Source organism: Amycolatopsis ponsaeliensis (genome assembly GCF_030182635.1).
Taxonomy (GTDB): domain Bacteria; phylum Actinomycetota; class Actinomycetes; order Mycobacteriales; family Pseudonocardiaceae; genus Amycolatopsis; species Amycolatopsis ponsaeliensis.
Genome location: NZ_JAPZLD010000003.1, coordinates 1 through 12,814, shown reverse-complemented (window position 1 = coordinate 12,814; position 12,814 = coordinate 1). Strand labels below are relative to the sequence as shown.

Genomic DNA, 12,814 nt, shown 5'->3' with positions numbered 1-12,814 from the left:
TCGGTCGTGAGCGGGAAACAGTGTTCTAACCCTGTTTCCCACTCACGACCTCGTAGTCCGCCTCGTCGAACGAACCCACCAGCGACCGCAACCGTCCCGTCGAAAACGGCCAGCTGAAACTGTTGCGCCCGTTGACATCCGTGTAGTAGCTCGAACACCCGCCCGACTGGTACACCGTCCCCGGCAGGGCGGCCTGGACCTCCGCGTTGAACGCGTCCTGGACCGAGGCCCGCACCGACACCGACGCCCAGCCGGAACGCAGCGTCCGGGTCACCGCCGCCACCGTGTGGCGCAGCTGGGCCTCCAGGATCATGAACGCCGACGAGTGCCCGGTGCCCAGGCTCGGGCCCAGCAGCAGGTACAGGTTCGGGAACCCGGCCACCGTCGTCCCCGCGTACGCCTGGGGGCTGCCCTTCCAGTGGTCGTCGAGACTGCGGCCGTCGCCGTCGAAGACGCGGGCGGACACCGGCATGTCGAGGATGTGGAAGCCGGTGCCGAAGATGATCGCGTCCACTTCGGACACCGACCCGTCCGCACCGAGCACCCGGCTGCCGTCCACGGACCGCACCGCCGTCGGGTGGACGTCCACATGGGACCGGGTCAACGACGGGTAGTAGGTGTTCGACATCAGGAGGCGCTTGCAGCCGAGCGTGTAGTCCGGGGTCAATGTGCGGCGCAGCACCGGGTCGCGCACGGCCAGCCGGAGGTGCGCGAGCCCGATCTTCTGCACCTGCCGCAGCAGCCACGGGTGCCGGAACCCGAACCCGAGCGTCTCCATCGCCCCGTACTCGGCACCGCGCAACGCCCGCTGCAGCGCCGGGAACCGCCGCAGCAGGAGCCGCTCGACGCCGGGGACGTGATGGTCCGGCTTCGGCAGGACCCACTGCGCCGTGCGCTGGAACAGGTGCAGCCGCGCCACTTCCCCCGCGATGCGCGGGACGAACTGGACCGCCGACGCGCCGGTGCCGATCACCGCGACTCGCTTGCCCGCCAGGTCGTAGCCGTGGTTCCAGCGCGCGGAGTGGAAGACCTCGCCCGGGAAGCCGGCGAGCCCCGGCAGGTCCGGGATCAGCGGCTCGTGCCACGGCCCGGTGCCGGCGACCAGGATCCGCGCGGTGTACGGACCCCGGGTCGTCTCCAGTTCCCACACCGAACCGTTCCACTGCGCCCGCGTCACTTCGACGCCGTAGCGGATCTTCGACGTGACCCCGAACCGCGACGCGGTGTCCGCCAGGTACGCGCGGATCTCGGCCTGCCCGGCGAACGCCCGCGTCCACCCCGGGTTCGGCGCGAACGAGTACGAGTACAGCGCGGACGGGACGTCGCAGGCGCAGCCCGGATAGGTGTTGTCGCGCCAGGTCCCGCCGAGCGCATCGGCCTTCTCCAGCACGGCGAGGTCGTCGACACCCGCCTGGCCCAGCCGGATGGCCGCACCCAGCCCGGACGCCCCGGCACCGACGACGAGGACCGCGAAGTGGCGTTGTTCCATTTTCGGAGACTAGCAGTATCTCAATACCAGCGGTACTCCAATTCCGGACCTGGCTAGAGTGATCCCATGGCCCGACTCACCCGCGCGGAAAGCCAGGCGCGCACCCGCGAACAGCTCATCGAGACCGCCAAGCAGCTCTTCCTGCGTGACGGCTACTCGGTGACGTCGCTGGAGAAGGTCGCGGACGAAGCCGGGTACTCGAAGGGCGCGGTGTACTCGAACTTCCGCAACAAGGACGAGCTCTGCCTCGCGGTGCTCGACCGGATCCACGACGAGCAGGTCGCGCTGGTCGCCGGTGCGCTCGTCGGCGCCGAGGGGATGGACGGGCTGCTGGCGGCGCTGCAGACCTGGGCCGAGCACAGCATCGGCGACGAGGCGTGGACCGCCCTGGAAGTCGAGTTCGCCACGAACGCCCGGCGCAACCCGCACGTGCGGGCCGAGCTGGCCGCGCGGGACAAGGCCATCCGCGACACGATCGCGGGCCTGCTCACCGGGTACGCCGAGCGGTTCGGGATCACGCTCCCGATGCCGGCCGACGAGGCCGCGACGGCGTTGCTGAGCCTCGGCATCGGCCTCGGCGTCCAGCGCGCGATCGACCCGACGATCCCGGTCAACGTCCTGCCCGACGTCATCCGCCTGTTCGCCGGCGGCCGCTGACCCCGCGCGAAATCGTCTGTTTTCCGTTCCCGGATTTACCTAATTGCCGAATCCGAGTCCTTTGAGGACGGAAACACGCAGTTCAGGAACGTGAACATCTTCCGCCTCTTGTGAAGCCCCTCACCCTTCGCTACCGTGGCGCTACGCCGCAGCACCACCCGAAGCCCTGAAGGCGACGTCCGAAAGGCCGCCGAATTCCGGGCCTCGTCCGCCATGCCAAAAAGCCGTGCTCCCCCACGGCCGACCCGCGGAAAGGCTTTCCCCATGAGCAAGAAGTTGCGGCCGGTCCTCATCGGCACGCTCGGCGCGGCCTCGATCGCCGCCCTCGTGATCACCACTCCCGCACTCTCCTCGGCAGCACCCGCTCCGCTGGCCGCGAGCAGCGCGTCCGTGCTCGCCACCGGCGACCTTTCGGTCGCGGCGAAGAAGGAGATCGCGATGAAGCTGGTCTCCAGCGCGGAAAACTCCTCGCTGGACTGGAAGGCGCAGTACAAGTACATCGAGGACATCGGTGACGGCCGCGGCTACACCGCGGGCATCATCGGGTTCTGCTCCGGCACCGGCGACATGCTCGAGCTCGTCGAGGCGTACACGAACTCGGTCCCGAACAACCCGCTCGCCAAGTACCTTCCCGCGCTGCGCAAGGTGAACGGCACCGACTCGCACAGCGGGCTCGGTTCGGCGTTCGAGAGCGCGTGGAAGCAGGCCGCGGCCACCACGGAGTTCCAGAACGCCCAGAACAGCGAGCGCGACCGCGTGTACTTCAACCCCGCGGTGAGCCAGGGCAAGTCGGACGGCCTGAGCAACCTCGGCCAGTTCGCCTACTACGACGCCATCGTCATGCACGGCCCCGGCGACAGCTCCGACAGCTTCGGCGGCATCCGCAAGTCCGCGATGAAGAAGGCGAAGACGCCGGCCCAGGGCGGCGACGAGACGGCCTACCTCAAGGCGTTCTTCGACGCCCGCAAGGTCATCATGAAGCAGGAGGAGGCGCACGCCGACACCTCCCGCGTCGACACCGAGCAGCTGGTGTTCCTCAACGCGGGCAACTTCGACCTGCACACCCCGCTGAAGTGGAAGGTCTACGGGGACTCCTACACAATCAACTGATGACCCGACAGGTGGTGGCCGTCGTCGCGAGCGAAGCGACGGCGGCCACCGCCGTCCTCACGGCCTGGGAACGCACCACGACCGGCCGGATCCGCGTGCTCGGCCCGATCCCCGCGTGGATCGGGCGCGACGGCGTCGGCCGGGCCAGTGAGTCGACCGCGCACACCCCGGCCGGCGTGTGGCCGCTGACCGAGGCGTTCGGCACCGAGCCGGCGCGGACCCGGCTGCCCTACCGCCGGGTCACCACCGCCGACTGGTGGGTGTCCGACGTCGATTCCCCTTGCTACAACACGCACTTCTCCGGTGCTCCCGGCACGTGCCCGTTCGACGAGACGGCCGGGGAGAACCTCGGCGCGGCGGGCCCGGCCTACGCCCACGCCGTCGTCATCGGCTACAACCGCGACCCCGTGGTCCCCGGCGCCGGCTCGGCGTTCTTCCTGCACGTCACCGACGGCAGGCCGACCGCGGGCTGCGTCGCGATCCCGAAGCCCGACCTCGAAGTCCTATTGCGCTGGCTCGATCCGGCGAAACACCCCGTCATCGAGATCAGCCGAGCAGTTCCTCCACCGTCCGGGTGTTGATGATCCGCTCCGGCCCGATGCCCGCCTGGATCGCGCGCTCGCAGCCGTAGCCCTGCCAGTCGAGCTGGCCCGGCGCGTGCGCGTCGCTGTCGATGGCGAACTCGCAGCCGATCTCCGCGGCCAGGCGCAGCAGCTTCATCGGCGGGTCGAGCCGTTCCGGGCGCGAGTTGATCTCCACCGCGACGCCGTTCTCGCGGCACGCGGTGAACACCGCCTCGGCGTCGAACTCCGACTGCGGCCGGCCTTTCCCGACGACCAGCCGTCCGGTGCAGTGCCCCAGCACGCGGACGTGCGGGTTCCGCACCGCGGCGAGCATCCGCCGGGTCATGTCCCGCGCCGGCATCCGCAGCTTCGAGTGCACGCTCGCGACGACGAAGTCCAGCTCCCCCAGCAGGTCTTCTTCCTGGTCGAGGGAGCCGTCGTCGAGGATGTCGACCTCGATGCCCTGCAGCAGCCGGAACGGCGCCATCAGCTCGTTGGCCTTGGCGACGATCTGCATCTGCGTCCGCAGCCGGTCCGGCGAGAGCCCGTTCGCGACGGTCAGGCGCGGCGAGTGGTCGGTCAGCACCATCCAGTCGTGGCCCAGCTCCCGTCCCGCGACGGCCATCTCGCCGATCGAGCTGCCGCCGTCCGACCAGTCGGAGTGCGTGTGGCAGTCGCCGCGCAACGCCGAGCGCAGCGGTTCGCCGGACGGCAGCTCCTTCTCGACGATCTTCCCCCGGTACGCCGGGTCGCGGCCGGCCAGCGCGTCCTCGATGACGCCCGCGGTGGCCTTGCCGATGCCGGGCATCGAGGTCAGCGTGCCGTTCTCGGCCATCTGCTTCAGCTGCTCGGCGTCGGTCTTGTCGACGGTCGCGGCCGCGTTCCGGAACGCGCGGACGCGGTAGGTCGGCTCTCCCGCGCGTTCGAGCTGGAACGCGATCTCCCGCAAGGCCCATGCCGGATCCATGGGACCTGTCTACCCCCTCGGGGGCAGTTCGTGCAGCTCGACGTCCACCAGCGCACCTTGCGAGATCCGGGCCGTCTGGTAGGTGCAGAACGGCTGGCGGCGGCGGTCGGTCGGCGACCCCGGGTTGAGCAGCCGCAGGCCGGCCGGCGTCGTCGTGTCCCAGGGGATGTGGCTGTGCCCGAAGACCAGCACGTCGGTGTCGGGGAACTGCGCGTCGCACCGCTGCTCGCGGCCCTGCTTCGCGCCGGTCTCGTGGATCACGGCCAGGCGCACGCCGTCGAGGTCCGCCCGCGCGATCTCCGGCAGCCGCGCCCGCAGGTCGGCGCCGTCGTTGTTGCCGTAGACGCCGATCAGCCGCTTGCCGCGCACTTCCAGCTCGTCCAGCAGGCCGGTCTCGACCCAGTCGCCCGCGTGCACGACGACGTCGGCCGCGGTCACCTCGTCCCACACCTGCGCCGGCAACGCGCGGGCGTGGGTGTCCGAGATGAGCAGCAGCCTCATCCGATGGCCTTGAGGACCCGTTCCAGGAACCCGCCGATGTGGTCGCGCAGCAGGGCGGCCGCGCCGCCGGCGTCGCCCTTCTTGGCCGCCGCGAGGACGGCCTTGTGCTCGGTCCACTCCTTCTTCCAGCTGGGGTTGGCCTCCCAGCCGACGACGCTGATGAGCGCCGCGCGGTCCTTGAGGTCGTCGAGGATGCTGATCAGCAGGGGGTTGCCGCAGCCGCGGTAGAGGGCGCGGTGGAAGCGGCGGTTGAGCAGGCTCAGCGCGGCCTGGTCCTTGTCCGCGATGGCCGTCGAGGCCTCCTTGAGCGCCTCCGCCGCGTCGTCGAGCAGGGCGGTGTCGTGCTGCTCGACGGTCCGGCGGACGGCCTCCGGCTCCAGAACCATCCGCACGTCGTAGACGGACTTCGCGAGCTCGGCGTCGACCAGGACCACCGAGGCGCCCTTGTACGGGCTGAACGTCACCAGGCCCGAGTTGGAGAGCACCTTGAGCGCCTCGCGCACCGGCGTCTTCGACACGCCGAGCCGCGCGGCCAGCTCCGCTTCGACGAGCGGCTGGCCGGGCACCAGCTCGCGGGTGAGGATGCCGCGGCGGATCTCCTCCAGGACCACTTCGGTCCGGGAGGCGGGCAGGCTGAACGTCCCCGTCATGGTGCTCCCTCACATCGTGTCGAAGTCCATTCAACCAGGCCCACGAGATCATATATCAGATGCCATACTGGATCGCATGAAAGCACCCGAGGAGCTCCGCAGCCACCGGTGGTTCGGCGGCGACGAACTGCGCAACTTCAGCCACCGCGCCCGTAGCCGCCAGCTCGGCTACAACCCGGAAGAGCACCTCGGCAAACCCGTGATCGGCATCCTCAACACGTGGTCGGACATCAACCCGTGCCACATGCACCTGCGCGAACGCGCCGAGCAGGTCAAACGCGGCGTCTGGCAGGCCGGCGGCTTCCCGCTGGAGTTCCCGGTGGCCACGCTCTCGGAGACGTACCAGAAGCCGACGCCGATGCTCTACCGCAACCTCCTCGCGATGGAGACCGAGGAGATCCTGCGGTCCTACCCGATCGACGGCGCCGTCCTGATGGGCGGCTGCGACAAGACCACGCCGGCGCTGCTGATGGGCGCGGCGAGCGCCGGGCTGCCCGCGATCTTCGTGCCGGCCGGGCCGATGCTGCGCGGGCACTGGCGCAACGAGGTCCTCGGCAGCGGCACCGACATGTGGAAGTACTGGGACGACAAGCGCGCCGGGCTGATCGGCGACGCCGAAATGTCCGAACTGGAGCGCGGCCTCGCGCGGTCGCCCGGGCACTGCATGACGATGGGGACGGCGTCGACGATGACGTCGGCCGCCGAAGTCCTCGGCATGACGCTGCCGGGCGCCGCGTCGATCCCCGCCGTCGACTCGGCCCACCACCGGATGGCCGCGGCGAGCGGCGCGCGGATCGTCGGCATGGTCTGGGAGGACCTGACGATCACGCAGGTCCTGGACAAGCGGGCCTACGCCGACGCGATCACCACGGTGCTGGCGCTGGGCGGGTCGACCAACGCCGTGATCCACCTGATCGCGATGGCCGGGCGCAGCGGGATCCCGGTCTCGCTGGCCGATTTCGACGCGCTCGCGCGGCGCGTGCCGGTGCTGGCGAACATCCGCCCGGGCGGTGCCTGGCTGATGGAGGACTTCTACTACGCGGGCGGCCTGCCCGGGCTGCTGTCGCGGCTGACCGACCTGCTGCACCTCGACCGCCCCACCGTCACCGGCCGCACGCTCGGTGCCGACCTCGAGGTGGCGAAGGTGCACAACGACGACGTCATCCGGCCGCGCGGCAACCCGCTGGCCGCCGAGGGCGGGGTCGCGGTGCTGCACGGCAACCTGGCGCCGTCGGGCGCGGTGATCAAGCACATCGCCGCCGAACCGCACCTGCTCACGCACACCGGGCCGGCCGTGGTGTTCGAGGACTACCCGGACCTCAAGAAGCGGATCGACGACCCGTCCATCACGGCGGACTCGGTGCTGGTGCTGCGCGGCTCCGGGCCGCTCGGCGGCCCCGGCATGCCCGAGTACGGGATGCTGCCGATCCCTTCGCACCTGCTCGAAGCCGGGGTCCGCGACATGGTCCGGATCTCCGACGCGCGGATGAGCGGCACCAGCTACGGCGCGTGCGTGCTGCACGTGGCGCCGGAGTCGCACGTCGGCGGCCCGCTGGCGCTGGTCCGCGACGGCGACCTGATCACCTTGGACGTTCCTTCGCGGGTCCTGCGGCTCGAGGTGTCCGATGAGGAGCTGACGCGGCGCCGGGAGTCGTGGGTGGCGCCGCCGCCCCGGTTCGAGCGCGGTTACGGCGCGCTCTACAGCGAACACATCACACAGGCCGACGAAGGCTGTGACTTCGACTTCCTGGCCCGAGCGGGCGCGAATCCCGAACCCGACGCCCGCTGAGGACCCGTCCGGTGGCCGGACCGTGACCGGTTCATCCCCCGTTAGGGCGAGTCGTACGGCTTGTCCGGGTGCCCCGTACGCTGACGTCGTCACCGGCGCGATCCGGTGCCGCGTTGAAGGGGTGGAGAGTTGCCGTACGAACCGCGCTGGCCCGAGTCACACGGTGAACAGACGGACGTCCTGCCGGTCGTCCGGCCCGAGCCGGATCCGGCTCTCACCCCGGCACAGAAGCTCGCCCGGCGGATCAACCTGCGCAAGACCGGCCTGATCGCCGGCGGCGCCTTCGCCGTGCTCGTCGCGATCTACGGCATCGACCTGCTGGTCAGCCAGGGCAGCGTCCCGCGCGGGGTGACCGTCGCCGGGATCGACGTCGGCGGGATGGACCGCCAGGCCGCCGAGCAGGAGCTGCGCGGGCAGATCGAGCCGCGGCTCACCCGTCCGCTGGCCGTGACGGCCGGCGACGTCCAGGGCTCGCTGTCACCCACCATCGCCGGGCTGAAGCTCGACTGGCCGCAGACCCTCGACCAGGCCGGCGAGCAGCCGCTGAACCCGTTCACGCGGCTCGCGTCGCTGTTCTCCAGCCGCGAGGTCGGCGTCGTCAGCCACGCCGACGGCACCAAGCTCGCCGCCGCCCTCGACAGCCTCCGCGGCGAAGTCGACCGCGAACCGGCCGAGGGCACCGTGAAGTTCGAGGGCACGAACCCCGTCGCCGTCGCGCCGAAGCCCGGGCAGAAGCTCGACGTGGAGGCCGCGAAGGCCGCCGTCGTCGAGAAGTGGGCGCGCGGGGAGACCCTGGCGCTGCCGGTCACCAGCACGCCCGTCCGCACCACCCCCGAAGGCGTCCAGGCCGCGCTGGAGCAGTTCGCGAAGCCCGCCGTCTCGGGTCCGCTGGTGGTCAAGGGCGACGGCAAGAGCGCCACCGTGAAGCCGGACGCGATCGCCGCGGCGCTCACCTTCGAGCCCGCCGACGGCGGCGGCCTCACCCCCAAGATTGACAACGCGAAGATCGCCGAAGCCGCCGGGCCGCAGCTGAAGTCCACCGAGAAGGAGGGCAAGGAGGCGACCATCGTCTTCGAGGGCGGCAAGCCGACGGTCGACCCGTCCACCGACGGCCGGACCATCGACTGGGACCCGAGCCTCAAGCCGCTGCCCGACGTCCTCAAGAAGAGCGACGGCCGCGAGGTGGCCGCGATCTACAAGGACAGCCCGGCGAAGGTGACCACCGAGCAGGCGAACCAGCTGGGCGTCAAGGAGGTCGTCGGCGAGTTCACCACCGGCGGCTTCGCGGCCGACTCCGGCACCAACATCCGCGTGGTGGCCCAGAAGGTGAACGGCGCGATCGTCAAGCCCGGGGAAACCTTCAGCCTCAACGGGTTCACCGGTCCGCGCGGCAAGCCGCAGGGCTACGTCGAGGCCGGCGTGATCGAGAACGGCGCCCCGGCGCGCGAGGTCGGCGGCGGCATCTCGCAGTTCGCGACGACGCTGTACAACGCGTCGTACTTCTCGGGCATGAAGGACGCGGGGCACAAGGAGCACAGCTACTACATCAGCCGCTACCCCGCCGCGCGCGAGGCGACGGTGTTCCAGAACCCCAACGGCGCCAGCGTCATCGACATCAAGTTCACCAACGACTCGGCGACCGGCATCGCGATCCAGACGATCTGGTCGCCGTCGTCGATCACCGTGAAGCTGTGGGGCACCAAGCGCTACACCGTCGAGTCGATCCAGGGCGGCCGGTCCAACCCGACCGACCCGCCGACCAAGCCGGGCCCGGCGGAGAACTGCCACGCGTCCAACGGCGCGCCGGGGTTCACCACGAGCGACACCCGCGTGCTCAAGGACGCCGCGACCGGGCGCGAGGTCAGCCGCTCGACCCGCAACGTCCGCTACAACCCGCAGCCGAAAATCACCTGCGGCGAAGGCCAGTGACCTCCTAACGGCCGTTCACCCACCGCGTCCGCGGCGGTACCGTGGGTGCCCATGGCGGCGCGTGCGGTGGGGTTCCGGGACGTCCTGGCGGTGGCCGAGTTCCGGGCGCTGTTCTCCGCCCAGCTCGTCTCGGTCACCGGTGACCAGCTGGCCCGGGTCGCGCTGTCGATCCTGGTCTACGACCGGACGAACTCGCCGGGCTGGGCGGCGCTGACGTACGCGCTGACGTTCCTGCCGGACCTCGTGGGCGGGCCGCTGCTGTCCGGGCTGGCCGACCGCCACCCGCCGCGCGCGGTGATGGTCCTGTCCGACGTCGTGCGCGCGCTGGCGGTCGCCGTGATGGCGCTGCCGGGCCTGCCGCTGCCGGCGGTCGCGGCGCTGCTGATCGGCGTCCAGCTGTTCAACCCGGTGTGGAACTCCGCGCGCGCGGCGCTGCTGCCGCAGGTGCTGCCGGGTGAGACGTTCGTGCCCGGGATGGGCCTGCTGATGATGCTCGTCCAGGCCGGCCAGGTCGCCGGGTTCGCGCTGGGCGGGCTGCTGGTCGCGGCCATCGGCACCGGCGGCGCCCTGCTCGCGGACGCGGCGAGCTTCGCGGCCTCGGCACTGTTCCTGGTCACCGGCGTCCGGTCCCGGCCGCCGCGGGAGTCCTCGGGCGTCCGCTGGTGGCAGCACGTCCGAGCCGGGTTCACGGTCGTGGCCGGCGACCGGCGCCGGCTCGCGCTGGTCGCGCTGGGGTGCGTGTCGGGGATCTACATCGCGGGCGAGGCGATCGCGGCACCGTACGCGGCGGAACTCGGCGGCGGCGCGGTGGTCGTCGGGCTGCTGCTCGGGGCGTACGCGCTGGGGAACGTGATCGGGATGGCCGCGTTGTCGCGGATCCCCGCCGATCGGCGCGGCCGGCTGCTCGGGCCGCTGGCGGTGCTGGCGTGCGCGGCGTTGCTGGGGTGCGCGCTGCGGCCGGACCTCGGGGCCACCCTGGCGCTGCTGACGCTGTCCGGAGTGGCCAGTTCGTACAACCTCATCGCCAACACGACGTTCGTCCAGCTGACCCCGGACACCCAGCGCGCGCAGGCGTTCGGTTTCGCGTTGACGGCGTTGCGGGTGTCGCAGGGGCTGGGCGTAGTGCTGGCCGGGCTGGCGGCCGAACGCGCGGCGCCGCACGGGGTCGTCGCCGGGGCCGGGGCGATCGGCGTGGTGGCCGCCCTCGGCGCGGCGACGTTGTGGCGGCGTGCGCAACCGGAACCCCGGTGACCGGCGGGGTCGCCGGTCACCGGGAACTGGTCAGGACCGCGTCCAGTCGGTCGGGATCTGCCGCGGGGTCCAGTCGGTCGGGCACTGCGGCAGCGGTGACGAGACGCCGGGGCGGGTCCAATCGGTCGGCAGCTCGCGGACGGTCCAGTCGGTGGGCAGTTCGCGCGCGGTCCAGTCGGTCGGCAGCTGCCGCGGGGTCCAGTCCGTCGGGATCGACCGGGTCCAGTCGGTGGGGAGCTGCCGCGTCCAGTCGGTCGGCCGCTGCGCGCGACGCCGGGACGGGACGATGTTGGCGTTGGGCAGGAAGTGCGACATGATTTCTCCTGTTCGGGTGGGATCTTGCACGGTGCGTGACCGGACGGTAGCCCGACCAGCCTAGTGACACACCGCGTTCATTCGATTACAGTGACGATTTCCGCGAAGGGGTTCCGTCCTGACAAGAAGGGCGTTTCGTGGGATTGTCCGGGTCCCAAGGGCGAAAGCCCAGCTCAGAACGTCCACGATCAGGTATCCGAACGTGGGCGATGTGGAAGCTGACCGCTCCGGTGTTCGGCTACGTCCTCATCGTCGACGCGCTGGCGCTGGTCGCGGTCGTCGCCACGACCGCGCTCGTGCCGGTCACCACCCAGTCCCTCCTCTGGTGCGGCCTGATCCTGGCCGGCGAGATCGTGCACCTCGAAGCGGCACAACGCATCGAGCGCATCCGCGAGCTCGCCGCCGACGGCCGGCCGCACATGCACCTGCAGTCGATCTGGATCTTCGCCGGCCTGCTCCTGCTGCCGCCGCCGTTGGCCACACTCGTGATCGTGGTCAGCTACGCCCACGCGTGGGTGCGCGTCTACAAGCGACGGGGCGTGATTCACCGGAAAGTGTTCTCCGGGGCCACCGTCATCCTCGCTTGTTTCGCGGCGGGTGCCGTGCTGTCGGCCGGCACCGGGCACGTGGCGCCGTACGTGCCGTACCTGGACGGTTTCGGCGGGATGACCGCACTGCTGCTGGCCGGGATCGTCTACTTCGGACTCAACTACGTACTGGTCATCCTCGCGATCCTGATGAGCAACCCGGGAAAGCCGCCGCGGCAGGCGTTCGGGAACCCGTCGGACGTGCTGATCGTGTTGGCCGCGGTCGGCGTCGGCTGCGGGATCGCGCTGGTGATGACGGTCCGGCCGTGGCTGCTGCCGGTGCTCATGGTGACCCCGGTGGCGCTGCACATCGGCCTGCTGCTGCCGCAGTTCCAGGCCGCCGCGCGCACGGACTCCAAGACCGCACTGCTCGCGCCGGAGTTCTGGGTCCAGCTGGCGCGCAACGAACTGGCCCGCGCGGCGGAGCTGTCGTCGACCGCGGGCGTGCTGATGATCGACCTCGACCATTTCAAGGCCATCGACGACGGCAACGGCCACCTGGCGGGCGACGAGGTCCTGCGCGCGATCGCGGCGGCGATCCAGGGTTCGGTGCGCGGCGGCGACTACGTCGGCCGGTTCGGCGGCGACGAGTTCGTGGTGCTGCTCCCGGGCGCGACGAGCGCGGAGATCGTGTCCATCGCGGACCGCATCCGCGCGGCGATCGCCCGGATCGAGGTGCCGGTCCCGGTGATCCGCCCGGGCAAGCCCGAGGTGATCGACGGCCTGACGGCGTCGATCGGCGCGGCGGTGTACCCGGAAACGGCGACGGAGTACACGATCCTGCTGCAGGCCGCGGACGACGCGGTGTTCGAGGCGAAGGCGGCGGGCCGCGACCGGGTCGTGCTGGCCGACACCCGCACCGAGCTGTCCCGCCCGGAGATCCCCGACGTCCTCTGAAGTGGGGGGGGGGGGGGGGGGGGGCGCGGGGGGGCGGGGCGGGGGGGGGGGGGTGGGCGGGAGAGGCCCGGGCGGGGGGGGGGGGCGGGGCGGGGGGGGGGGGGGCGCC

Annotated in this window: 12 protein-coding genes; 7 read left to right on the top strand and 5 right to left on the bottom strand. The window is 71.2% G+C overall.

Annotated features, from left to right (window positions below):
- Positions 1 to 25: 25 nt before the first annotated feature.
- Positions 26 to 1,489 (bottom strand): flavin-containing monooxygenase, encoded by a 1,464-nt coding sequence (locus QQ657_RS05310; protein ID WP_284740922.1) that lies wholly within the window; start codon positions 1,487 to 1,489, stop codon positions 26 to 28.
- 66 nt (positions 1,490 to 1,555) lie between these two features.
- Here QQ657_RS05310 and QQ657_RS05305 point away from each other — a divergent pair, with 66 nt between their 5' ends.
- From QQ657_RS05305 to QQ657_RS05295, 3 genes are all read left to right on the top strand, one after another.
- Entirely contained in the window at positions 1,556 to 2,146 is a 591-nt protein-coding gene (locus tag QQ657_RS05305) for a TetR/AcrR family transcriptional regulator (protein ID WP_284740921.1), read from the top strand.
- A gap of 264 nt (positions 2,147 to 2,410) precedes the next feature.
- Entirely contained in the window at positions 2,411 to 3,256 is an 846-nt protein-coding gene (locus QQ657_RS05300) for a chitosanase (RefSeq protein WP_284740920.1), read from the top strand.
- Positions 3,256 to 3,837 (top strand): L,D-transpeptidase family protein, encoded by a 582-nt coding sequence (locus QQ657_RS05295; RefSeq protein WP_284740919.1) that lies wholly within the window; start codon positions 3,256 to 3,258, stop codon positions 3,835 to 3,837. Before QQ657_RS05300 ends, QQ657_RS05295 begins: the two co-directional genes overlap by 1 nt.
- Here QQ657_RS05295 and QQ657_RS05290 read toward each other — a convergent pair.
- From QQ657_RS05290 to QQ657_RS05280, 3 genes are read right to left on the bottom strand one after another with little or no spacing between them, the layout of a single operon-like run.
- On the bottom strand, positions 3,803 to 4,786 hold the full coding sequence (locus QQ657_RS05290; RefSeq protein WP_284740918.1) for a PHP domain-containing protein: 984 nt from the start codon (positions 4,784 to 4,786) through the stop codon (positions 3,803 to 3,805). The genes QQ657_RS05295 and QQ657_RS05290 overlap by 35 nt on opposite strands.
- Positions 4,787 to 4,795: 9 nt before the next feature.
- Complete coding sequence (locus QQ657_RS05285) at positions 4,796 to 5,287, bottom strand: metallophosphoesterase family protein (protein WP_284740917.1); 492 nt, start codon at positions 5,285 to 5,287, stop codon at positions 4,796 to 4,798.
- Positions 5,284 to 5,937, bottom strand: coding sequence for a GntR family transcriptional regulator (locus tag QQ657_RS05280; protein WP_284740916.1), 654 nt, complete (start codon positions 5,935 to 5,937; stop codon positions 5,284 to 5,286). Before QQ657_RS05280 ends, QQ657_RS05285 begins: the two co-directional genes overlap by 4 nt.
- A 76-nt stretch (positions 5,938 to 6,013) precedes the next feature.
- Here QQ657_RS05280 and araD point away from each other — a divergent pair, with 76 nt between their 5' ends.
- The 3 genes from araD (at position 6,014) to QQ657_RS05265 (ending at position 10,906) form a co-directional block, all read left to right on the top strand.
- The gene (gene araD, locus QQ657_RS05275; RefSeq protein ID WP_284740915.1) at positions 6,014 to 7,726 is read left to right on the top strand and encodes an L-arabinonate dehydratase; all 1,713 of its coding nucleotides are present in this window, start codon (positions 6,014 to 6,016) and stop codon (positions 7,724 to 7,726) included.
- A gap of 129 nt (positions 7,727 to 7,855) precedes the next feature.
- Positions 7,856 to 9,655 (top strand): VanW family protein, encoded by a 1,800-nt coding sequence (locus tag QQ657_RS05270; RefSeq protein ID WP_284740914.1) that lies wholly within the window; start codon positions 7,856 to 7,858, stop codon positions 9,653 to 9,655.
- 51 nt (positions 9,656 to 9,706) lie between these two features.
- Entirely contained in the window at positions 9,707 to 10,906 is a 1,200-nt protein-coding gene (locus tag QQ657_RS05265) for an MFS transporter (protein WP_284740913.1), read from the top strand.
- 30 nt (positions 10,907 to 10,936) lie between these two features.
- On the opposite strand, the gene QQ657_RS05260 is transcribed toward QQ657_RS05265, so the two are convergent.
- Positions 10,937 to 11,221, bottom strand: a complete 285-nt coding sequence (locus tag QQ657_RS05260; protein WP_284740912.1) for a hypothetical protein — start codon at positions 11,219 to 11,221, stop codon at positions 10,937 to 10,939.
- 209 nt (positions 11,222 to 11,430) lie between these two features.
- Between QQ657_RS05260 and QQ657_RS05255 the strand changes: the two genes are divergently transcribed.
- The gene (locus tag QQ657_RS05255) at positions 11,431 to 12,705 is read left to right on the top strand and encodes a diguanylate cyclase (protein ID WP_284740911.1); all 1,275 of its coding nucleotides are present in this window, start codon (positions 11,431 to 11,433) and stop codon (positions 12,703 to 12,705) included.
- The last annotated feature ends 109 nt before the right edge of the window (positions 12,706 to 12,814 follow it).

Excerpts from the sequence above, each read along its gene's own strand:
- QQ657_RS05300 (WP_284740920.1), top strand. The coding sequence starts at position 2,411 with ATGAGCAAGAAGTTGCGGCCGGTCCTCATCGGCACGCTCGGCGCGGCC.
- QQ657_RS05255 (WP_284740911.1), top strand. The coding sequence starts at position 11,431 with ATGTGGAAGCTGACCGCTCCGGTGTTCGGCTACGTCCTCATCGTCGAC.
- QQ657_RS05310 (WP_284740922.1), bottom strand. The coding sequence starts at position 1,489 with ATGGAACAACGCCACTTCGCGGTCCTCGTCGTCGGTGCCGGGGCGTCC.
- araD (WP_284740915.1), top strand. The coding sequence starts at position 6,014 with ATGAAAGCACCCGAGGAGCTCCGCAGCCACCGGTGGTTCGGCGGCGAC.
- QQ657_RS05260 (WP_284740912.1), bottom strand. The coding sequence starts at position 11,221 with ATGTCGCACTTCCTGCCCAACGCCAACATCGTCCCGTCCCGGCGTCGC.
- QQ657_RS05295 (WP_284740919.1), top strand. The coding sequence starts at position 3,256 with ATGACCCGACAGGTGGTGGCCGTCGTCGCGAGCGAAGCGACGGCGGCC.
- QQ657_RS05305 (WP_284740921.1), top strand. The coding sequence starts at position 1,556 with ATGGCCCGACTCACCCGCGCGGAAAGCCAGGCGCGCACCCGCGAACAG.
- QQ657_RS05265 (WP_284740913.1), top strand. The coding sequence starts at position 9,707 with ATGGCGGCGCGTGCGGTGGGGTTCCGGGACGTCCTGGCGGTGGCCGAG.
- QQ657_RS05290 (WP_284740918.1), bottom strand. The coding sequence starts at position 4,786 with ATGGATCCGGCATGGGCCTTGCGGGAGATCGCGTTCCAGCTCGAACGC.
- QQ657_RS05285 (WP_284740917.1), bottom strand. The coding sequence starts at position 5,287 with ATGAGGCTGCTGCTCATCTCGGACACCCACGCCCGCGCGTTGCCGGCG.
- QQ657_RS05280 (WP_284740916.1), bottom strand. The coding sequence starts at position 5,937 with ATGACGGGGACGTTCAGCCTGCCCGCCTCCCGGACCGAAGTGGTCCTG.